Below are 21,168 nucleotides of genomic sequence, written 5' to 3' on the forward strand. Positions count from 1 at the left end.
GTTTTCCACTCCCTGGTTTGGTTTGGCACTCCTGCTATTTCGGTCGGCGTATCCCGCATGTATATCAATATCCATACTTTTTACCCCACAATCGTTGGAGGTTTTTCCGCAGGTCATTTTCCCGGGCATTTCTGCCGGGTTCATAGAGCTTTTTACCCTTTAGTTTATCCGGCATAAACTCTTCCTCCGCAAAATTCCCTGGATAATCATGGGCATATTTATAGCCTTTACCATAGTTCAGGTCTTTCATCAGTTTGGTAGGGGCATTTCGTAGGTGAATGGGGACAGGAAGGTCCCCCTCCTGTCGCACGATGGCCTGGGCTTCATTGATGGCCATGTAGCTGGCATTGCTCTTCGCTGAACTGGCCAGATAGGTCACACACTGCGAAAGGACAATCCTCGCTTCAGGATAGCCGATGATCTTCACCGCATCAAAACATTGCGTAGCCAATAAAAGGGCATTTGGATTGGCATTCCCGATATCTTCGGAAGCCAATATCACCAACCTTCTGGCTATAAATTTAACATCTTCGCCTCCCTCAATCATCCTTGCCAACCAGTATACGGCTGCATTGGGATCAGAACCCCTAATGGATTTGATAAAAGCCGAAATGATATCATAGTGCTGCTCGCCAGACTTGTCATACATGGCCACCTTCTGCTGGGCAATCTCCGTTACTTTTTCATTGGTGATGACAATAGGATCATCAGCAATGGCATTTACCACTATTTCAAACAGGTTCAGCAATTTCCTACCGTCACCTCCTGACAAACGCAACAGTGCCTCGGATTCCTGCAGCTCGATATTTTTAGTTTTTATCAAGACATCCTTTTCCATGGCCTGATGGACCATGGCCTCCAAGCTCTCCTTTTCCAGATGGTTCAGGGTAAATACCTGACAGCGGGAAAGCAATGCGGCATTGACCTCAAAAGAAGGATTTTCGGTAGTCGCACCGATCAAGCGAATATGTCCCTTTTCCACTGCACCCAAAAGCGCATCTTGCTGACTCTTATTAAACCGGTGGATCTCATCTATGAACAAGACTACTCCTTGCTGAAAACGTGCCTTTTCGATCACCTGACGGATATCTTTCACCCCAGAACTGATCGCACTAAGGGTATAGAAAGGAGCCTTCACCTCATTGGCAATTATATTGGCAATAGTGGTCTTTCCTACTCCCGGGGGGCCCCAGAGAATCAGGGAAGGTACCGTGCCAGACCTGATGGCCCGGTGCAAAAATGTCCCCTCTTTGCTCAAATGCTCCTGGCCTATCAATTCTTCCAGCTTTGCCGGCCTCATCCGCTCTGCTAATGGCTCTTGACTCATATAAATTGTTATTGGTAAATAAATTATTCGGTTTTTTGGACAGCTCATGATTCACTGACACCATCCTTTGGCCCGAACCTTGATATAGAAATTGGTCAAACAGCCTTCCTATTTCAATCGTTTTTGCATGGCCTCCAAATGGTCATCGGTAACATCCAGATGAGTTACAAATCGTATCATATCCTTGCCAAACTGGACGGCCCTTATGCCCTTTTCATCGAGCTTGGCCAGCATCTCTTTTGGACTGATCCCGGCCAACCTGACAATGACAATATTCGTTGGCACCGGAAAGACCTCTGCTGTATGGGCTTGGGCACTTAGAATTTCGGCCACGGTTTTGGCGCGTCGGTGATCTTCCTCCAGGCGCCCCACATGATGCTCCAAGGCGTAAATCCCCGCTGCAGCCATAAACCCAACTTGCCTCATCCCCCCTCCCATTGACTTTCTGATCCTTCTGGCATGGTGAATCATAGCCTTATCTCCTAGCAGCACAGATCCAACAGGACAGCCCAATCCCTTGCTCAAACAAACAGATATCGTATCAAAAACATTTCCCCAATCTTCGGCTTTTTCACCTGTGGCTGCCAGCCCATTAAAAATCCGTGCACCATCCAGGTGAAGCTTCAGCTGGTGCGCTTGACAAACCTGCTGGATTGCCTTTACTTCTCCAAGGGTATAAACACTGCCACCACCCTTGTTCATGGTGTTTTCAAGGGATACTAGCGTGGTCATAGGTGCATGCACATCTTCCGGCTGAATGGCTTCTTCGACAGTTCCCGCTGACAATTTCCCGTATTTCCCATCCAAAAGCCGTACCGATGCCATGGCATTGGCCATGATGCCGCCTCCTTCATACAGGTAAATATGTGAATCTTTATGACAGACGACTTCTTTGTGCTGTCCGGCGTGAAGTTTTATGGCAATTTGATTGGACATAGTGCCTGATGGACAAAACATTCCCGCTTCCATCCCAAACATTGCCGCAAGGCGGGTCTCCAATGCTTGTACGCTGGGATCTTCTCCAAGTACATCATCCCCTACTTCGGCTGCCCACATTGCTTCCAGCATTCCTTTGGTGGGCTTGGTCACCGTATCGCTTCTAAGGTCTATGATCATGGTTGTTCCCTGATTATGTTGGCAGCTTCTATTGGCCTGTCCGTGGCCAGGATATCAGCCCCTTTGTTTACAAATTCTTTATAGAGTTGGTCCCCCCTGGCTGCTGCCCTTTGATCCAAATTTCCCAAAGTACCTAAAATGACACACACTCCGTGTTGGTGAAGCTTCTCATTAAATGCGGCACTCCGCTCAGCTACCCCGGTAAAGGCAATGATATTTTCAGATGGGATTCCAGTTTCCACAAACCTGTCCCATTCCTTTTCATTTCTCAAGGTCACCGACAACATCAGCTCTGGGTCCATGCTATACAGTTTTTTGGCCGCTGCCAAGCTATAGGTAATCAACACGACATGGGGTTTGGAAGCTGTCTCTCCGATTTCATCCAACACCAATTCATAGGGCACATTGGATTTGATGTCCAAGGTTAGCACAGCTTTCCCTTTTGCCCACTCCAAAACTTCCCGGAGAGTTGGCACGTTGAATGCGGTGGACTTTCCTGACGCATCATCCAAGTGAAAGCTCCTTAATTTTTCAAGGGTCAAATCCCCAACCTTTCCCGTACCCGAGGTAGTCCTGTCTACCGTATTGTCATGCATCATGACCAACACCGAATCCTTTGTCATCGAAATATCGCATTCGATTAGCGCAGGAGTATGCTGCAATACATAGTCAAAGGTTTCGATGGCATTTTCAGGATAACCTGGATAGCTTCCACCCCGGTGGGCACTCACCATCGGCCTCCAGTCAGTGTTCCAAGTAAAAAAGGCCCTGGTATCGGCTACCTCATCAAAAGTAAGGTAATGGTTACTAACAAGAAGGTCTTCGGAGGTAGAAGTGGATGCTCCACAGCCCAGCACCAGCATGCTGAGCAACAAATGGAAAGTTACCGACAAAGGATTACGCATAGGTCATGATTTAGCAGATGATGGCTTGGAATCTTTAAATTTAAGGCCCGTTGAGCCTCCCCGGGAATTTTTCAGCACCTCTTCCATTCCACTCAGCTCGATGCTCAGTGCCTTGGTGGACAAGTTGATTTCCCAAAGTGAAATCCCCAAAGAAACCAACAGGGCCACCATGCTCATCATAAAGGTAACATTGGCTGCTGTGTCAAATTTTTTATAGATTAAAAACATGCACACCACGCATATCAAAAAGCTGATCACCCCAAAAATCTGCATGTATTTGATCATGATCATCCGCTTACGGAGATTCTTGAGCTGGCCTAGCAACTGCATGTCATCGGGTCTTTCACGGTATTGTCCGTTCAACCCTCTGATCAGGTTGGCCATGGCCAAAAAACGGTTGGTATATGCCAACATCAACAAGGTGATGGCCGAAAACAACAATGCTGGAGTTGAGAGTTCTAGTTCCATAAGCTAACGGATTCTATTGGACTACCTAAATTCAGCAATTTTGCAGGATAATAAAAACCCCGTCAAAAAAATTGACGGGGTTTGTCACAGATTTAATTTCTTATTGCCTTGAGCTTACTTTACACCACCTCACCGATCACCACAAGGTTTTCAAGCGTAGGTGACTTACTTCCTCCTTTAGGTTCAATGGTAATGGCAAAGGCTCCGGCACTTGCAGCGGCTTCCATTTGCTGAAGGGTCAGTTTTTCTCCCGGCTTCACTATCCCAATACCTACCGGCCCATCATCTCCGATCGCCCAAAGCTGATAGTCTTGATGCTCATCCAATAAGGCCAGCTCGTTGACAGAGACGAGCACGTTTTGTGAGCCTTTATCCCAGAAAACATCCACCCTTGCATCCTTTTGCAGCTCAAATGAATCGCCCAACATGGGCACACGCTCATAATCCCCCGACAGCAAGGTCTCAAATTGCTGATCCAGCTCATGATAGCGGGCTTGGTTTACGTCCAGTTCCTGTGACAGGACATTTCGTTCTTCCAGCAGTGCGGTAAACCGCTCTTCTACATCATAATACTGGACAGCAAAGTACACTGCTGCCAAAATCGCCAAAAAGGCCACAATGGAAGACGCCACGGCAAATTGCTTCCATGGCTGTAGCACTACTTGTTTGGCAGCAGGGCGAGAGCTTGCTATTTTCTCTTCTCCTTCTTCCAGGTCCTTTGACAAGCTGTCAAAGATTTTGCCTTTCACGGCTTCCGGTGGCTTGACTCCGGACTTGTCATCAAAAGCAAACATGGCATCCTCGATTTCCTCAAGCTCTCTTTTGATTTCAGGATGCTTTTTGGAAAGCGCAATAACCTCCTCACGCTCCCTGTCACTGAGTTCTCCCAGCACAAAGAGCTCCAACTTGCCTGACGCTATGTAAGACTGAATATCCACTAAATTCTATTAATATTCTTTTTTAATACTCCTAAGGCCGCACGTATCCTGGATTTCACTGTTCCCAGTGGAATTTCAAATTCTTCAGAAATCTCGGAATGGGTGTAGCCTTTAAAATAAATACATTCAACCACGAATCGTTGTTCCTCATTTAATGTTGTAATGAGTTCCTTCACGCCGATTCCATCTACAGCTTCTGTAGTTCCCGACGCTCCTTCCAATCCATATACGTAGTGATCTATCGTATTGGTCTTACTGTCTTTGGAAAATTCTTTGGAGCGTGTTTTGTCGATGGCTGCATTCCTGCAGACGTTGGCCATCCAGGTGTAGAGTCTCCCTTTGGATTCATCATAGCTATCGATGCGCCTGATGATTTTCACAAAAGCATCATGAAAGACTTCCTCTGCAATGTCGTGGTCATTTATTACACGGGATATAACGGCAAATAAGGCCCTGGAATATTTTTCGTACAAATAGTCCACAGTCTGCTTATCCTTCGCTCTTAATCCTTTTATGAGTTGGTCTTCTTGCAAAAGTTGCCGAGGTTATTAATTGTTTTTGGTCTCTTAAAAAAAGAAACACGAGACAGCTAACCATCTCGTGTCCTAATATTAGGATAAGTTTACCAATTTTACAAATGAATTACCTCATCATATGCGGCAGCCGCTGCTTCCATTACCGCCTCTGACATGGTAGGGTGTGGGTGTACTGTCTTGATCAATTCATGGCCAGTAGTCTCTAACTTCCTGACTGCCACTATTTCAGCAATCATTTCTGTCACATTCGCCCCGATCATGTGTGCGCCCAACAGCTCACCATATTTGGCATCAAAAACTAATTTAACAAAACCATCAGATGCTCCCGCAGCTTTGGCTTTACCAGATGCTGAGAATGGGAATTTACCTATCTTCAGCTCATAACCTGCCTCCTTGGCTTTCTCTTCAGTATAGCCTACAGAAGCGATCTCGGGTACACAGTAGGTACAACCGGGGATATTGTTATAATCCAATGGCTCTGGGCTATGGCCGGCGATCTTCTCTACACAGATGATCCCTTCTGCTGAAGCGACGTGCGCCAAGGCAGGACCAGGAATCACATCTCCAATGGCATAATACCCGGGCATATTGGTCTTGTAGAATTCGTCCACTTTGATACGGCCTTTATCTACGACGATCCCTACATCTTCCAGTCCACAGTTCTCCACATTGGCTACTACACCTGCTGCGGAAAGCACTACGTCACAATCGATCGTTTCTTCTCCTTTTTTGGTTTTCACGGTCACTTTACAGCCTGATCCTTTGGTATCCACTGAAGTAACCTCCGTGCTGGTCATGATGTTCAAGCCAGCTTTTTTATACATTCTTTCCAGTGCTTTGGAAACTTCAGCATCCTCGTTTGGAACAATACGGTCCATAAACTCCACAACAGTCACTTCTGTGCCAATAGTGGCATAAAAATAGGCAAATTCCACTCCAATGGCCCCAGAACCTACCACGACCATTTTCTTGGGCTGTTTATCCAAGGTCATCGCCTTTCGGTAGCCAATGATCTTCTTGTCATCGATCTTGATGGCAGGAAGCTCTCTGGACCTAGCACCTGTGGCAATGATAATATTATCGGCGCTGTAAGTGGTTTTCTTACCGTCCTTATCTTCAACCTCCACCTTTTTGCCGGGCTTTACTTTGCCCCAGCCAAGGAGTTGTTCTATCTTATTTTTCTTGAAAAGAAACTGAATACCTTTGCTCATTCCATCGGCCACTCCCCTGCTTCGCTTCACCATTCCGCCAAAATCAGCTTTTGGGTCCTTTACGGTAATGCCGTAATCCTTCGCATGGTTGATATATTCAAAAACCTGCGCACTTTTCAACAAGGCTTTGGTGGGGATACATCCCCAGTTCAAACAAATACCGCCCAATTCAGCGGCTTCTACAACAGCAGTTTTCAGACCCAGCTGGGATGCGCGGATCGCCGCTACATATCCTCCCGGTCCACTACCTACTACAATTACATCAAATTTTGTTGAAGACATATGTGTATGTGTTTTTAAAATAGCTATTTTAACCTTCGCAAATTTAAACTATTTAAGCACAGAAAAAAATTTGGTTTCCATTATCCTGGCGTGAAACCGCTCAAATACGGCACGGTACGGGACAGTGGCACAGGCTGTCTAAAGCTCGAAGAGCGGATGAGAGAAGGCTAAGACCAAACGTTTCGTACTAAGGGGTGCAAAGGTTGTCGAGCCCCTAGGGTTTGTCTCGCGGACGGGTACGTTCACTAATGTTGGAAGCGAAAACAAAAGCCATTTGACCTTAGACTTCTGTCTCCCAATATTGACAAACCGCTGAAGTGGCCTTCCCTATTTCGCCCCGTTCCCCACTGATCACCGGATCCTGGATTTGTTTTTGGGAAATTATCCCTATTTTTGATCCTTCTAATCGAACTAACTATACAATTCAATATGGGATTATTAACAGGAAAAACCGCCCTCATAACCGGGGCATCTAAAGGTATCGGTAGAGCAATTGCGCTGAAGTATGCCCAAGAAGGTGCCAATGTAGCATTCACTTTTTTGTCCAGCGTGGAAAAAGGACAGGCCTTGGAAAAAGAACTTGCTGAATTTGGCATCAAGGCCAAAGGCTTCCGCTCGGATGCTTCGGACTTCAAGGCTGCCGAAGAATTGGTCAATGAGGTGGTCAAAGAATTTGGCGCTCTGGATATCCTGATCAATAACGCCGGTGTCACCCGAGACAATCTGCTGATGCGCATGAACGAAGAGGCCTGGGACGATGTCATAAACATCAACCTCAAATCCTGCTTTAACACTGTAAAAGCTGCCACCAGAACCTTGATGAAGCAAAAAGCAGGCTCCATCATCAATATCACCTCTGTGGTAGGGATCAAAGGAAACGCTGGCCAAGCCAATTATGCGGCTTCAAAAGCAGGCATCATCGGCTTCACCAAATCAGTAGCCCTGGAACTTGGCTCCAGAGGTATCCGAAGCAATGCGGTAGCACCAGGATTTATCGAAACGGAAATGACCGAAGTACTGGACGAAAAAACCGTTCAGGGCTGGAGAGATGCCATCCCCATGAAGCGAGGCGGCCAACCAGAAGAAGTGGCCAATGCCTGTGTCTTCCTGGGCTCGGATATGAGTTCCTACGTCTCCGGCCAAGTACTGCAAGTTGACGGCGCAATGTTGACCTAGTAATTGGGAGATTATAAAATTGAAAAATTAAAGGGTCCCTTGAATCTGTTCGAAACAGATTCAAGGGACTTTTGTTTTTATCGGAGCGACATATAATCCTTGATGGTTCTACAGCGTCCTTTCATCGGCGGATAGAAGCATTTTTTAGCTCAGTTTTTTTCAGGGGCTTTGCCCTCACATCAAAAACATAAAGCAACTTTCTTATTACTTCACACGTATATTAAAATGATATCACTTTAAAATCATAATAAAATGGAAAAAACAACTAAACCCATTTCCGGCTATTTGATGGTGTTGGCAGGATTGCTGCTTACTGTTGGCATCGCAGTATCCATCGGAGTTGGCAATGCCATACTCGCTGTTGTGATCAGTTTACTGTTCATCTTTGTGATTCCCGGATTTTTTATCGTCGAACCCAACAAAGCTGTGGTTTTGCTCCTGTTTGGTGCTTATAAAGGATCCGTGAAGTCCAATGGTTTCTTCTGGGTCAACCCTTTCATGAACAAACAAAGAATTTCCTTGCGTGTCCGGAACTTCGAAAACAAACCCATGAAAGTCAATGATAAAATCGGCAACCCTGTCATGATTGGCACCATTGTGGTCTGGAAAGTAGAGGACTCTTATAAAGCCTTTTTCGATGTGGATGATTATGAAAACTTCGTCCACCTTCAAGCAGATGCTGCCGTCAGAAAAATGGCCGGGTTATATCCTTATGACAATTTTGAAGACGAAGATGCTGAAGTGACCCTTCGCTCTGGGGTGGAAGACGTCAACCAATCGCTGGAGGAGGAAATCAGCGAGCGGCTGGAACACGCTGGCATCAAGGTGATCGAAGCCCGCATCAGTCACCTGGCCTACGCCTCGGAAATCGCCAGTGCGATGCTCCAAAGACAACAGGCTACGGCCATTGTCGCAGCGAGAAGGAGAATCGTGGACGGTGCCGTTGGCATGGTAGAAATGGCCTTGGAGGATTTAAAAATCAAGGAAATCATTGACTTTGATGAAGAGAAAAAGGCGGCTATGGTCAGTAACCTGATGGTGGTACTCTGCTCGGACAAAAGTGCCAGCCCTGTCCTCAATGTGGGAACCTTGCACCAATAATTGAACCGTAATATGCCAAACAAAAAAGCTTTTGCCCTTAGGATAGACGAAAAAATGATGAAGGCGGTGGAAAAATGGGCGGCCGATGAATTCAGGAGCACCAATGGACAATTGGAGTACCTGATCCATGATGCCTTAAAAAAAGCAGGCAGGCTTCCCAAATCCGATAAAAACAAAAAAGAGGCCGGATAACCCGGCCTCTTTTTCTATTCTTGCTCTTCTTCCAGTGAAGGGTTGTATAATAATTCTTCATTTTGGAAATCATACAGGGTCAGCTGCCGCAGCTCGTAATAAGCCTGCCAGTATTCCTGCAATGATTGGATATAACTCCTTCTGTTCGAGTCTTTTTCCTGCTGGGCGATATTAAGATTGGTAATATCCACCTTTCCACTCAGGTAGCGCTGCCTTGAAATCTCATACCGCTTGGCAGCCACCTCATCGGCCTTATCACTGATCATGATCCTGCTTCTGAGTTGCTGAAAATTCTTGACCCTGGTAAAAACCTCTTGTTCAAAATTAATCACTTCCTGATCGATCGTATAACTCACCAACTCCTGATTGGCCCTGGCAATTCCCATTCTGGCCTTGTTTCTGCCCCAGTCCAAAACCGGAACACTTACCCCTAAGCTTACAACAGCCTGTTGATCAGGATTCTCATATACACCTCCCCAAGTTGGGGCAGCATTATTATAACCATACCGGGCATTGAGACTCATGTTAAACCGCTGCCCTTTTGCCCGGGCCACTTCGGCTTCGGCTTCCAGTCGTTGGATCTGAAAGTTTACCGCATCCGAGCTGTTTTCGAATGCCAAGTTAATGGCCTTGTCCACATCCACTGCAAATTCAGGGATTTCATCCGGCAAAATCAGGTCAAACTGGGTGTTTTCATTCAGCCCAATATAAGACCTCAATGCAAGGGCGGAAGATTCCAATGAAAGCTGGGCGGAAGTCAGATCCTGATCGGCCTGGAGGACTTGCAATTCCACTTGGAGCAATTGGTCCTCCGTGGTGGTGCCAATATTGTAACGACCTTTCTCTATCTTATAAATTGCTTCTGTATTGGTCTTGTTCTGCATCGCAATATCATAGCCTACCTGGGCAACCAAATAATTAAAGAACAACTGTGTGGCCCTTTGACTGATTTGCTCCATTTCTTCTACATAACTCTTTTTACTCTCCTCATACCTCAACGGCTCGATTTTCTTATCCCATTTTAGCTGGTTAAAAGCAAAAATAGGCTGATAAAGCTGGATATTAACCGGTACTCCTTGCCACTGGGTCCTTTGATCGGGATTATCGGTCAAATAATTATCAAACCGTGTGGCTGAAGTATTGATCGAAACTTCCCCTCCGGTCAGTGCTATTGATTGCTCCAGTCCCAAGCCTACATCCACCGTACTTTGTTCGAGCGGTAAGTACTCAATGGAACCATCATTTTGCTCCACTCCTCGCACCTCCTGTGAATAACTTGGCAATGTCCCGTTTAACCTCAACTGTGGATTATAATTGGATTTATAAAACCGGTATTGCCAGTAATTATTCTGACGCTGAGTCTCGGCCCTCAGTGCGGCCGGAGATACTGACTTTGCCCTGGCAATAATATCCTGCAGGCTGTACTTGATTCGCTCTTGCCCATTTACCTGAAATGGAACACTTAGTAATAAACTGAAAATAAAAACGAAGAGTGTAATATACTTATTCATGTCTTAAAGAAGTTATCGGGTCCTGGCTCGCGGCTCTTTTGGCCGGAGCTATTCCAAAAATCAATCCCACAGTAGCGGCCACACTAAAGGAAACCAAAATAGAGGAAATGGTGATGATCGTCGGGAAGTCTCCAAATTGGGAGACCAGACTTGCCAAAACAATCCCCAAAATCACCCCAATGATCCCACCGGTCACACTGATCATCATGGCCTCAAAGAGAAATTGATGAATAATATCGGTTTTCTGGGCGCCGAGCGCTAGCCGAAGGCCTATTTCCTTGATACGCTCCATGACAGAGGCCAGCATGATGTTCATAATCCCAATGCCGCCTACGAGCAAAGAAATCCCAGCGATGGCTCCCAAAACAATGTTAAAGATGTTTTGGGTACGTTGCTGCTGCTTCAGGAGCAATTCGGGAATGGTAATCTCAAAATCAATGACATTATAGTGTTTTCGCTCCAATAGCCGGGAAAGCACATCGGCCGTAGGATTCAGCATACTGCTTTCTTTCACCTGTACCACCAGCTTATCAATTTGATGGTAATTGGTCTTTTTATTGGAGGTATTTTGCTGTACCTCACCATTAATGATGACCACTCCCTGTCTGCCCGACACCAAGCTTCCGGAAGTCACCATATCGCGGTTTTTATACCGCACCAGCATGGTTTGCATCGGGACGTACACATCCATATTAAAATCCCTGATCCCTAGCTTTGCAAGGCTTTTGTCAGAGACAATTCGCTCTTCCAGGATACCGATGACCCGCATCCACTGGTTCCCGCATTTGATGCGCTTTCCGATGGCATTTTCCTTGCTGAAAAACTTGGTCTGTACCCCTCGTCCAATAATGCACACCGGATCGCCATTAGTGAGGTTGTTCTCTGTAAACATACTGCCCTCTCGCAGTTTGAAATTGGTCACCTTAAAGTATTCGGGAGTAACGCCCACCAACTTAGCAGAGCGCCGGACGCCGCTTTTGACGATATGCGTATCCATAATCACCTCTGGGCTGATCCGCTGGATACCGGGAATCACTTCTTTAATGGCCTCTACGTCCAACATTCGCAAACCGGGGCTAAACTTGTTTTTCTCTGCCCCGGGGCCTGGGCCATCTTGCACCTCTTCTTCTACCTGCTCCACCACTGGTTCAATGATGATATTGTTAACACCTACGAGCTTTATCTGCTCCATGATTTCCTGTTGCGCACCGTTTCCGATGGCCATCATGGCAATCACCGCAGCCACCCCAAAGATAATCCCCAGCGCCGTCAGCAGGGACCGGAGCCTATTGGCCATCACTGCCTCCAATGCGCTATAAAAGTTAGACAAAAGTCTTGGTCCAAACATAGATCAAAGATTAAGAGTTTGAAGCTTTCTTTCCAGCCTTAGCCTCACCTGCTGCTGGCTTGCCCCCTGCTGGGCCTCCCGGGACAGGTTGTTTGGGCATTTCCTCCTGCACTGCCTCTTCCTCTTTCAGGTTTCGCTTGCCGTTGAGCTCTTCAAGCAACTTCACAGATTGGCTCTCTCCCCAATTTGGTATGGACAAGTACACCTTATCCCCTTCCTCCAAGCCGAGCTCTATGGTCGCTTCATCATAATTGGACATGCCAAGTTTTACTTCTTGCTTCACGCCATTGTTCAGATATACGTAATTGATACTGTCATTCTGGACATGCACGGCCTCTAAGGGCACATGAATAGCCTCTTCCAGCTCTTGGGCGATAATAGTATTACTGGTGGTCATTGCCGGGCGCATGACCGGATCACTTTCATTGACCAAAATCTCCACCTCAAACACCTTGGCATCAGAATTTGGACGTTGCTGGCCGACGTTCGCCACACGGGTCACCTTGCCGGTAAATTCCTTCTCCGGAAAGGCATCAAGCCCTATCTTTACGGCTTGCCCCACTTTTACCTTTCTGATTTCCACTTCATTTACATAGGTGATACTCTGCATTTCTGTCAAATCAGGCAGCGTGGCGACCACGGGGTTCCAGGCACTGATCTGGGATCCTTCGGCAATTTTATTTCCGTCCCAATTGGTCCGGTAAATGACCATTCCATCTTGGGGAGCTGTGATGGTAAATTCTTCCAGCAAGTCGTTCATGGCCTGAAATTCACGCTCTTCTTTGCGAAGTCTGGCCGATCTCTCCGCCATTTTGGCCAAGGCCTGGTTGAATTTGATTTTATAATTTTGTCTGGCTTGGTCCAGGTCACGTTCGGCTTTCTCCAAATCGTATTCATTTTGCTTGATCGTAGCCGGCGGTTCGTACTGGGATTGCTCCAGCACCAATTTCTTCTGCTCCACATTATACTCCAGATTCAGGATATTGTCCCGTTCCTGGCGGAGTGTTAATGCAGTATCCAATTTGGCTTGTTCGTATTGAGCTACTTCAGAATCCAGGTTGTTTTGTCCATCGCTGAGCTTACCAAAAAGTTCTGATTTATCCAATGAAGCGATAAAATCTCCTTTCTTCACCACGGTACCTTCATCCACCATTCGCTCAATGGTAATCTGGTTGACACGAAAATCCCGTGCCCTGGTTGGCCCCATGATCATCACCGACCTTAAGGCTTTAAGTTCGCCTGTCGTGGCTATTTCAACGGTAAATTTTCCTTTTTCGACCGGGACAATGATATCAGCACCATCCCCGGAGGCAGTGGGAGAAAAAATAAAGTACAGGACCAATATGGCCACCACACTTCCAACCGCTACAAATAATAAATTCTTTTTCATGACAGTTTCACTGTTAGGTATATTTATAGATTATTGTTTACAAAATTAAATTTTTAAAAACTAAGCTCCATCCCAACTAAATTCAAATATAGCCATTGACATAATAATTCAAACTAAAATCTTAATTAATAAATGTTAAATTTAAATGATATGTTTTGTTAAATTGTGCCAAAATTCTCTAAAACAGGCGTTCATGAAGTCTATCATCAGTTTTATCATAAGATATATACCTAGAAGTTTTCTGCAACACATCAGTCATGTTTTTTTAAGGGTATTGGCCATTTTCTACCGTGGTCATGATGTTAGCTGCCCTGTTTGTAAAAGGGAGTTCAGTAAGTTTTTACCTTATGGACGTAAGGCGCGTGAAAATGCACTATGTCCGAATTGCCTCGCATTGGAGCGGCACCGCCTTATGTGGTTATTCCTGGAGCAGCAAACCAATTTCTTTGAGGCAAGCCTCAAAGTCCTGCACATTGCACCTGAATTGTGCTTTATTGACCGCTTCGAGAAACTTCCCAATATTGAATACATTACCGGTGATATAGAATCTCCGCTCGCCAAAGTCAAAATGGATGTCCATAAAATCCCATTTGAGGACCAACACTTTGATGTAGTTTTCTGCAACCACGTCATGGAACACGTCGATGATGACCTATTGGCCTGTAAGGAAATCAACCGTGTCCTCAAGAAAGATGGCTGGGGAATCATCCAATCTCCCGTTTATGACATTCCCAAGACCCTTGAGGACGAAAGCATTACTTCACCTGCTGAACGTGAAAAGATGTTTGGGCAAAGGGACCATGTCCGAAAATACGGAAATGACTATTCCCGGCGACTCTCCCAATCAGGCCTCCAGGTTCACGAAGACCGTTTCGTACAGACATTGCCAAAAGAAACCCTAAAGGCCCACGCCCTTCCTCGAAACGAAATCATATTCTACTGTACCAAGGGTGCTGTTATTTCCTGAGTAGCCCATTGATCAACCCTGCCCCATAAGCAAACAGCTGCCCATAGGAGGTTAAGATTGCCAAGAGCCCTACCTTTAAGGAACGGCAACCAATAGTGGCGGACCACAAAACCCCCAAGGTCCAACTCCCATAAACGATTGCTCCTAAAAAAAACAAAGGTGTGTACACCAGCCTACTAAAGACCACTATCAAAAAGCCCAACAGAAATAAAGCCGGCATCAAATGGACTGCCTTAATAGCCCCTGGGTGGAAGCGGTTGACATTTACCCTGTTTTGGCCAAAAGAAAAACTTTGGCGCAGAAAGGAGACAAAATCATTCCTTCGCTTATGGTACACATAGGCCTCCTTGACCAACTCCAGGTTAAAACCATTCTTCTTTATCCGTATACTCAATTCAATATCCTCTCCTTGGTTAGGATCAATAAACCCTCCAATTGTTGCGTACACCTTGGTGGACAGTCCCATGTTATAGCCCCTCGCCTGGTATTTCTTGGGATCGGCCACTTTTCCCCTTATGCCCCCAGTGGTCCAAAAAGAAGTCATGCTAAAATTAATGGCTTTTTGAAAAGCAGAAAATCCTTCAGCAGCTTCATCAGGGCCGCCATGTGCATCCAGTTGCCGATTTCGGATGGCTTCCAATAAGCTTTCCAAATATGTCGCAGGAATCACACAGTCCGAATCAAAAAAAACAAAATAGTCTCCTTTAGCTTGGGACATTCCGAAATTCCGTGCAAACCCCTGACCTGCATTATCTTGGAAAAAGTAACGTACGGTCAGTTTATCTTCAAACTGCCTTACCGCCTTATCGCACTTATCGGACGAGCCATCCTCGATGATAATTACCTCAAATTTCTTGTAAACTTGGTCACACAGGCTTTGGAGCAATTCTAAAACTTCTGAAGGTCTGTTATAAACAGGGACGATGATCGAAAAAAACATCAGTGAGCGAAATTTAACTCCTCATCAATATTATAGTCTCCCTTTCTCGAGGAGGTAGAAATCATCATTTCGGCCAAAAAACCTGTCAAGAAAAGCTGTACGCCCACTACCAGCGCCACCAACGATAGGAAAAACAAAGGCTGATCGGTCACTTCCCTTACCTCAAGCCCATGCCGGATCCCTCTGATTTTCTCAAAGACCAACCAACAGGTAATCAAAAACCCACCAAAAAAGGAAATGGAGCCCAACGCTCCAAAGAAGTGCATGGGCTTTTTCCTGTACCTATTGACAAAAGATACCGAGATCAGATCAAGGAAACCATGAACAAACCTTTCTATCCCAAATTTGGTCGTACCATATTTTCTGGCCCGGTGCTCAACAGCTTTCTCTCCGATTTTATTAAAACCGTTCCATTTAGCAATGAGCGGGATATAGCGGTGCATTTCACCATAAAGATGAATTTGCTTGACCACTTTGTTCCTGTAGGCCTTTAGCCCACAGTTGAAGTCATGGAGTTTTATTCCTGATATCAGGCGTGTCACTCCATTGAAAAACTTGGAGGGAACCGTCTTTGTAAAGGGGTCGTGACGCTTTTTCTTCCAGCCAGAAACAATATCATACCCTTGCTCCTTAATCATGTCATATAGCAAAGGTATTTCGTCAGGGCTGTCCTGAAGGTCTGCATCCATGGTGATCACCACTTCTCCCGAAGCCCGGCTGAAACCAATATCCAACGCAGCTGATTTGCCGTAATTCCGGCTAAAACCAATTGCTTTGATATGGCCATTTTGCTTGGCCAAGCACTCGATTACTTCCCAGGATTTATCAGAACTGCCGTCATTGATAAAAATCAATTCGTAACTAAAACGATGTTGATTCATCACACGTCCTATCCATGTGGTCAATTCAGGTAAAGATTCTTCCTCATTGTAAACGGGAACGATAATCGAAACTTGCGTCATTTAACTGTTAATAACTTGATGTGGGTTCTTTTCTTTTGATGATAGCTCCAAGAATCAAAGCTATGATAGCGTAAATTATCAAAGCAAAGCCAAATGCTTTCAATTGCCCTCCTACAGTATATCCATCAAGGAATCCTTGTTTCATTTCATCCATTTGTTCTGTACTCATTGCATCCGATGCTCCGAAGCTTTCCATTATTTCCATGGTATTTTGCATTTGTTGATCTGCCAATACCTGAGGAAGGGCCGGATCTATGACCATATATAATAAAAGTTGCCCGATCATCCCAATGACTCCTGCTATTATCAGGGTCAAGAAAGAAAACTGGAATGCAGCACCAAACGAGATATATCCTCCTAGCTCCTTTCTATAACTAAAGCCAAAGACAAGTACCAAGACAAATGTCAAAGCCACCAATAAGAGCATCCAGCTTGAGGCAAACAGGGTAGCATCTACAAAGTAAACCAGATAACTAATCACTAACGAAATGAGTCCAAGGATCATCCCTGACCTCAGTGCAGCTTTAAAAGGTGTTTCTTGAGTTTCCATATTGACAAAATTTAGTTTTTTATTCTCTTTAAAATTATCGAAATAATTATTGTAAAGAACAATTCCAAGATAAAAATTTTCAGAAACACATCCAGTGCGACATCCCTAACCGACATGCCCCGATGTTCTGTCATGGCCTTATCAAAGGCCTCTTTATTGACATTTTCGGTAATATAGGTTTGCTTTTCCTGAAGATAGGATATTCTATCTGCTTTATAGCTGGCAAATAGATCAGGGGCCATTTGTAGAAATAGCGCAATCCCCAATGCCGTGATCAAAGCGATCAACCCGTAAATCACAAAACCAACGGTCATCCCCTGCGCAAATAACATCTCACCGGCACCAGTAGTATCCCGATAGTTTTTGATTCCTATAAAAACAAAAACAGGGGTAATCAAGCAAGCAAATAGCAGTGTAAAGTCAATAGGATCCAATCCCACCCAACTAAGCACCCAAAAGGCCAATAGGCAGAAGACCCCACCGACAACACCAAACAAATAGCTCCCCTTAAAATATTTAGCCATCCAACCGAGCGAATTTATCCTTATTGATGACCATTTTCACTTTCCCCTTCAGGCGTTGGTTATAGAACGGTGAATTAGCTGACAGGGATTTGTTGGATTGTCTATTGAATATCCACTCTTCATTCGGGTCAAATACAGTAAGGGAAGTCATTTGGTCTTCTTGACATCTAATGATACGTGCCGGTCCAGAAGTAATCTTATCTATTAACAATGGCCAGCCCAATTTGGTCTCCAACGACACCATCCCGGGTAAAAATGTCTGCAACCCATTCATTCCAAATTCAGCGAGGTCAAATTCCATATGTTTGGCATCATAATCCCTAGGCTGGTGGTTTGACACAATGGCATCGATGGTGCCATCCTTAAGCCCTTCAAGTAAGGCTTCCTGATCAGCTTTTCCCCGAAACGGTGGCATTACTTTTAGTTTACTATCGTAATTGCTAAGGTCTTCATCAACGAAAAGCAATTGATATAGCGATACATCAGCGGTTACTTGTAATCCTTCCGATTTTGCTTTTCTAATGGCAGCAACACCGCCTCTTGTACTTACCGTCTGGAAATGAATCCTTCCTCCGGTGTAGTTAAGGATTTCTATATTTTTCTGAATGGCGACCTCCTCTGCCAGCGAGGGGATTCCTTTCATCCCTAATGAAGTCGACGTATATCCCTCATGCATCTGACCAAATATGGCCAATAACGGATCATAAGACTGGTCAAATAGGACCCCGTCAAATTTCTGGAGGTATTGGAGTACCTTCATCATCCTATCGGAATTGGAAAGCGGCACATTGCCATCTCCGAAAACAGTCACCCCGTGATGATGGATATCCAGTATTTCGGTAAGATCCTCCCCCAGGGTGTCCTTGGTCACTGCTGCATGGACATGCAGCTTAGTTAAAAAAGCGCTAGCCTTGTTCTTTATAAACTCAACTTCATTCTTACTCTGTATCACAGGGGAAGTATTAGGCAATAGCACAGCCTGAGTGAAACCTGCATGTTTGAGGGCTTGATCCAAACTCTCCAATGTCTCCTGGTACTCGTGCCCAGGCTCTCCTACGCCACACCTAAGGTCTATCCAACCAGTACTTCCAAGCCAGCCACTACAATCAATCACTTCTGAAAATCCACTTTCATCTCCATCATATTGACTAAGCTTTCTTCCATCATAGGAATAATGCGATGGTTTTCCGACGATATCTTTTTGGATTAATCTTAGTGACTTTAGTAGAACTGCCATGCTTAAAATATTTGTGCAAAACTGGCACTTTTTTCTCAAAAAATAAACCTTATAATCCGAAAGATTAAAAAAAGTATGATTATACCCAATCATGCCAGTAACCCAATTGTTTGGAAGAAAGCCCACAGATTACACTTCCTGCCCCGTTTCATCAGGGGATCTCCACGGATTTCCCCTGACCAGCATAAAAGCCCATGACCATTAAAAAACTACCCAATCTTCAAAACAGGATCAAGCGGAAAAGTTGGGGGGATTAGGGTTGGTTTCGATAGCACGCAGATGGTGCAGATTAATAAGATTTATGCTAATTTTTTTTTATACCGGGGCACGCATTACTATTGCTACATTAAAGGGAAATATGCTTACCAAAACCACCTGGAAATCTCTCATCTTCCAGAAATATTGCTTTGTTCTCAAAATAAGACCCAAAGCTGTTTGTTTTCCATGAAATTTGGAACCTGCCTACAAAACACTTCGTGTCTTGGCGACTTCGTGGCGACATACCAAATGAATATAAATCTTCTCCCGCCCCCAGAAATATTGATTGATCCGAAAAACATGGATTCCGGTGGTTGGGGATATCCTTCTTTGGAAAGCCGTGTACGGGACACCCAGGTATAAAAAAGAAAAGGCCCTCCGTATATACGGAGGGCCTTGATAAAATCGGGCGGCGACCTACTCTCCCGGGTGTGACCCCAGTACCATCGGCGCGACAGGGCTTAACTTCTCTGTTCGGGATGGGAAGAGGTGGATCCCCTGTGCCGTACCGCCCTAAGCTCTTTATGTGCCCCTCTCTGAAAAGGGACAACGCGTTTCTTTTTTTCCTTTCTGTTCCTTATAAGCCTTTCGACCCTACAAAAGATAATACAACTCCAAACAGGCAAGCTTTCGGGCTATTAGTACTGCTCAGCTATGCCGTCTCCGGCTTTACACCTGCAGCCTATCAACGTCATCGTCTCTGACAACCCTATACGGAAACCTCATCTCGAGGTGGGTTTCGCACTTAGATGCTTTCAGCGCTTATCCCTTCCGGACGTAGCTACCCGGCAGTGCAGTTGGCACCACAACCGGTACACCAGCGGTCCGTCCAACCCGGTCCTCTCGTACTAAGGTCAGATCCTCTCAAGTTTCCCACGCCCGCAACAGATAGGGACCGAACTGTCTCACGACGTTCTGAACCCAGCTCGCGTGCCACTTTAATGGGCGAACAGCCCAACCCTTGGGACCTTCTCCAGCCCCAGGATGTGACGAGCCGACATCGAGGTGCCAAACCTCCCCGTCGATATGAGCTCTTGGGGGAGATCAGCCTGTTATCCCCAGAGTACCTTTTATCCTTTGAGCGACGGCCCTTCCATACGGTACCGCCGGATCACTATACCCGTGTTTCCACCCTGCTCGGCTTGTCGGCCTCACAGTCAAGCTCCCTTATGCTATTGCACTCCACGCACGGTTACCAAGCGTGCTGAGGGAACCTTTGGAAGCCTCCGTTATCCTTTTGGAGGCGACCACCCCAGTCAAACTACCCACCAAGCAATGTCCCCGTCCTTGACGGGTTAGACACCGAACAAACAAAGGGCCGTATTTCAACAGTGGCTCCCCGACGCCTGGCGACGCCGGCTCACAGCCTCCGGCCTATCCTACACATTGTTTGCCCAATGCCAATGCTAAGCTGCAGTAAAGGTTCATGGGGTCTTTCCGTCCCGTTGCGGGTACGCGGCATCTTCACCGCGACTACAATTTCACCGAGCTCATGGCTGAGACAGTGCCCAGATCGTTACACCATTCGTGCAGGTCGGAACTTACCCGACAAGGAATTTCGCTACCTTAGGACCGTTATAGTTACGGCCGCCGTTTACCGGGGCTTCAGTTCAGCGCTTCCCTTACGGTAACGCCCCCCCTTAACCTTCCGGCACCGGGCAGGTGTCAGGCCTTATACTTTGTGTCGCCACTTCGCAAAGCCATGTGTTTTTGATAAACAGTCGCCTGGGCCTTTTCACTGCGGCCTCTCACCCTAAAGTGAGTAGGCGCCCCTTCTCCCGAAGTTACAGGGCCATTTTGCCGAGTTCCTTAGCCATGATTCACTCGAGCACCTCAGGATTCTCTCCTTGACCACCTGTGTCGGTTTGCGGTACGGGCGTACATACGCTTGTCGCTAGAAGATTTTCTTGGAAGTCCTTAGGTCCGCTATCCGCGCTCCCGAAGGATTGCGGTACTATCAGGTTCGGCTAAAGGCACGCATTTAACTGTGCCTCCAATACCTACACCCTTCAACCCGGTTTTCCGTCACCGGGCGGGACTTTCATCGCTCCGTCCCTCCTTCACCTGTATGTACGGTACGGGAATATTAACCCGTTGTCCATCGACTGCCCCCTTCGGGTTCGCCTTAGGTCCCGACTGACCCTGATCCGATTAGCGTTGATCAGGAAACCTTGGTCTATCGGTGGGCGGGTTTCTCGCCCGCCTTATCGTTACTTATGCCTACATTTG

General features: G+C 46.0%; 19 protein-coding genes and 2 rRNA genes (1 of these 21 only partly in view). 4 read left to right on the forward strand and 17 right to left on the reverse strand.

From position 1 onward, the window contains the following. Positions 1-64: 64 nt before the first annotated feature. The 7 genes from FKX85_RS20995 to lpdA form a co-directional block, all read right to left on the reverse strand. The gene (locus tag FKX85_RS20995) at positions 65-1,327 is read right to left on the reverse strand and encodes a replication-associated recombination protein A (RefSeq protein WP_141616587.1); all 1,263 of its coding nucleotides are present in this window, start codon (positions 1,325-1,327) and stop codon (positions 65-67) included. A gap of 108 nt (positions 1,328-1,435) precedes the next feature. Then, a complete protein-coding gene (locus FKX85_RS21000; RefSeq protein WP_141616588.1) occupies positions 1,436-2,443 on the reverse strand; it encodes a threonine aldolase family protein in 1,008 nt (335 codons plus the stop codon). Then, the gene (locus tag FKX85_RS21005) at positions 2,440-3,348 is read right to left on the reverse strand and encodes a glycerophosphodiester phosphodiesterase family protein (RefSeq protein ID WP_141616589.1); all 909 of its coding nucleotides are present in this window, start codon (positions 3,346-3,348) and stop codon (positions 2,440-2,442) included. The genes FKX85_RS21000 and FKX85_RS21005 overlap by 4 nt, the downstream gene beginning before the upstream one ends. Positions 3,349-3,351: 3 nt before the next feature. Beyond that, positions 3,352-3,816 (reverse strand): DUF2721 domain-containing protein, encoded by a 465-nt coding sequence (locus FKX85_RS21010; RefSeq protein WP_141616590.1) that lies wholly within the window; start codon positions 3,814-3,816, stop codon positions 3,352-3,354. A gap of 119 nt (positions 3,817-3,935) precedes the next feature. Continuing rightward, positions 3,936-4,754 carry an anti-sigma factor gene (locus tag FKX85_RS21015; RefSeq protein ID WP_141616591.1) on the reverse strand — a complete coding sequence of 273 codons (819 nt, stop codon included), beginning with the start codon at positions 4,752-4,754 and terminating at the stop codon, positions 3,936-3,938. Continuing rightward, on the reverse strand, positions 4,754-5,287 hold the full coding sequence (locus tag FKX85_RS21020) for an RNA polymerase sigma factor (protein WP_141616592.1): 534 nt from the start codon (positions 5,285-5,287) through the stop codon (positions 4,754-4,756). The genes FKX85_RS21015 and FKX85_RS21020 overlap by 1 nt, the downstream gene beginning before the upstream one ends. 98 nt (positions 5,288-5,385) lie before the next feature. After that, on the reverse strand, positions 5,386-6,783 hold the full coding sequence (gene lpdA / locus FKX85_RS21025; protein ID WP_141616593.1) for a dihydrolipoyl dehydrogenase: 1,398 nt from the start codon (positions 6,781-6,783) through the stop codon (positions 5,386-5,388). 429 nt (positions 6,784-7,212) lie between these two features. Here lpdA and fabG point away from each other — a divergent pair, with 429 nt between their 5' ends. From fabG to FKX85_RS21040, 3 genes are all read left to right on the forward strand, one after another. After that, positions 7,213-7,959: a 3-oxoacyl-[acyl-carrier-protein] reductase gene (gene fabG, locus FKX85_RS21030; RefSeq protein WP_141616594.1), complete on the forward strand. Its 747-nt coding sequence runs from the start codon at positions 7,213-7,215 to the stop codon at positions 7,957-7,959. Positions 7,960-8,211: 252 nt separating this feature from the next. Next, positions 8,212-9,060 carry an SPFH domain-containing protein gene (locus FKX85_RS21035; RefSeq protein WP_141616595.1) on the forward strand — a complete coding sequence of 283 codons (849 nt, stop codon included), beginning with the start codon at positions 8,212-8,214 and terminating at the stop codon, positions 9,058-9,060. A gap of 12 nt (positions 9,061-9,072) precedes the next feature. After that, positions 9,073-9,252, forward strand: a complete 180-nt coding sequence (locus FKX85_RS21040; RefSeq protein ID WP_141616596.1) for an Arc family DNA binding domain-containing protein — start codon at positions 9,073-9,075, stop codon at positions 9,250-9,252. Between the two features lie 14 nt (positions 9,253-9,266). Here the strand turns inward: FKX85_RS21040 and FKX85_RS21045 are convergent, their stop codons facing one another. The 3 genes from FKX85_RS21045 to FKX85_RS21055 are packed head-to-tail and all read right to left on the reverse strand — an operon-like array spanning position 9,267 to position 13,501. Further along, positions 9,267-10,763 carry a TolC family protein gene (locus tag FKX85_RS21045; RefSeq protein WP_141616597.1) on the reverse strand — a complete coding sequence of 499 codons (1,497 nt, stop codon included), beginning with the start codon at positions 10,761-10,763 and terminating at the stop codon, positions 9,267-9,269. Further along, entirely contained in the window at positions 10,756-12,111 is a 1,356-nt protein-coding gene (locus tag FKX85_RS21050) for an ABC transporter permease (protein WP_141616598.1), read from the reverse strand. Before FKX85_RS21050 ends, FKX85_RS21045 begins: the two co-directional genes overlap by 8 nt. Before the next feature lie 10 nt (positions 12,112-12,121). Then, on the reverse strand, positions 12,122-13,501 hold the full coding sequence (locus tag FKX85_RS21055; protein WP_141616599.1) for an efflux RND transporter periplasmic adaptor subunit: 1,380 nt from the start codon (positions 13,499-13,501) through the stop codon (positions 12,122-12,124). A 193-nt stretch (positions 13,502-13,694) separates the two neighbouring features. On the opposite strand from FKX85_RS21055, the gene FKX85_RS21060 reads away from it, so the two are divergent. Further along, a complete protein-coding gene (locus FKX85_RS21060) occupies positions 13,695-14,468 on the forward strand; it encodes a class I SAM-dependent methyltransferase (protein WP_141616600.1) in 774 nt (257 codons plus the stop codon). Here the strand turns inward: FKX85_RS21060 and FKX85_RS21065 are convergent. From FKX85_RS21065 to FKX85_RS21095, 7 genes are all read right to left on the reverse strand, one after another. Then, positions 14,458-15,408: a glycosyltransferase gene (locus tag FKX85_RS21065; protein WP_141616601.1), complete on the reverse strand. Its 951-nt coding sequence runs from the start codon at positions 15,406-15,408 to the stop codon at positions 14,458-14,460. The two genes, FKX85_RS21060 and FKX85_RS21065, sit on opposite strands and share 11 nt — an antisense overlap. Continuing rightward, entirely contained in the window at positions 15,408-16,370 is a 963-nt protein-coding gene (locus FKX85_RS21070; RefSeq protein WP_141616602.1) for a glycosyltransferase family 2 protein, read from the reverse strand. Before FKX85_RS21070 ends, FKX85_RS21065 begins: the two co-directional genes overlap by 1 nt. A 7-nt stretch (positions 16,371-16,377) precedes the next feature. Further along, positions 16,378-16,920, reverse strand: a complete 543-nt coding sequence (locus FKX85_RS21075) for a DUF4199 domain-containing protein (protein WP_141616603.1) — start codon at positions 16,918-16,920, stop codon at positions 16,378-16,380. Between the two features lie 11 nt (positions 16,921-16,931). Further along, complete coding sequence (locus FKX85_RS21080) at positions 16,932-17,444, reverse strand: DUF4199 domain-containing protein (protein WP_141616604.1); 513 nt, start codon at positions 17,442-17,444, stop codon at positions 16,932-16,934. After that, entirely contained in the window at positions 17,437-18,681 is a 1,245-nt protein-coding gene (locus FKX85_RS21085; protein ID WP_141616605.1) for a dihydroorotase, read from the reverse strand. Before FKX85_RS21085 ends, FKX85_RS21080 begins: the two co-directional genes overlap by 8 nt. 662 nt (positions 18,682-19,343) lie before the next feature. Then, positions 19,344-19,455, reverse strand: a 5S ribosomal RNA gene (gene rrf, locus FKX85_RS21090). A gap of 102 nt (positions 19,456-19,557) precedes the next feature. Continuing rightward, positions 19,558-21,168, reverse strand: a 23S ribosomal RNA gene (locus FKX85_RS21095); it runs 1,273 nt beyond the window's last position.

The organism is Echinicola soli, from assembly GCF_006575665.1.
Classification (GTDB): Bacteria; Bacteroidota; Bacteroidia; order Cytophagales; family Cyclobacteriaceae; genus Echinicola; species Echinicola soli.

Coding starts and splice junctions, on each gene's coding strand:
- FKX85_RS20995 (WP_141616587.1), bottom strand. CDS start 1,327: ATGAGTCAAGAGCCATTAGCAGAGCGGATGAGGCCGGCAAAGCTGGAA.
- FKX85_RS21000 (WP_141616588.1), bottom strand. CDS start 2,443: ATGATCATAGACCTTAGAAGCGATACGGTGACCAAGCCCACCAAAGGA.
- FKX85_RS21005 (WP_141616589.1), bottom strand. CDS start 3,348: ATGCGTAATCCTTTGTCGGTAACTTTCCATTTGTTGCTCAGCATGCTG.
- FKX85_RS21010 (WP_141616590.1), bottom strand. CDS start 3,816: ATGGAACTAGAACTCTCAACTCCAGCATTGTTGTTTTCGGCCATCACC.
- lpdA (WP_141616593.1), bottom strand. CDS start 6,783: ATGTCTTCAACAAAATTTGATGTAATTGTAGTAGGTAGTGGACCGGGA.
- fabG (WP_141616594.1), top strand. CDS start 7,213: ATGGGATTATTAACAGGAAAAACCGCCCTCATAACCGGGGCATCTAAA.
- FKX85_RS21035 (WP_141616595.1), top strand. CDS start 8,212: ATGGAAAAAACAACTAAACCCATTTCCGGCTATTTGATGGTGTTGGCA.
- FKX85_RS21040 (WP_141616596.1), top strand. CDS start 9,073: ATGCCAAACAAAAAAGCTTTTGCCCTTAGGATAGACGAAAAAATGATG.
- FKX85_RS21045 (WP_141616597.1), bottom strand. CDS start 10,763: ATGAATAAGTATATTACACTCTTCGTTTTTATTTTCAGTTTATTACTA.
- FKX85_RS21050 (WP_141616598.1), bottom strand. CDS start 12,111: ATGTTTGGACCAAGACTTTTGTCTAACTTTTATAGCGCATTGGAGGCA.
- FKX85_RS21055 (WP_141616599.1), bottom strand. CDS start 13,501: ATGAAAAAGAATTTATTATTTGTAGCGGTTGGAAGTGTGGTGGCCATA.
- FKX85_RS21060 (WP_141616600.1), top strand. CDS start 13,695: ATGAAGTCTATCATCAGTTTTATCATAAGATATATACCTAGAAGTTTT.
- FKX85_RS21065 (WP_141616601.1), bottom strand. CDS start 15,408: ATGTTTTTTTCGATCATCGTCCCTGTTTATAACAGACCTTCAGAAGTT.
- FKX85_RS21070 (WP_141616602.1), bottom strand. CDS start 16,370: ATGACGCAAGTTTCGATTATCGTTCCCGTTTACAATGAGGAAGAATCT.
- FKX85_RS21075 (WP_141616603.1), bottom strand. CDS start 16,920: ATGGAAACTCAAGAAACACCTTTTAAAGCTGCACTGAGGTCAGGGATG.
- FKX85_RS21080 (WP_141616604.1), bottom strand. CDS start 17,444: ATGGCTAAATATTTTAAGGGGAGCTATTTGTTTGGTGTTGTCGGTGGG.
- FKX85_RS21085 (WP_141616605.1), bottom strand. CDS start 18,681: ATGGCAGTTCTACTAAAGTCACTAAGATTAATCCAAAAAGATATCGTC.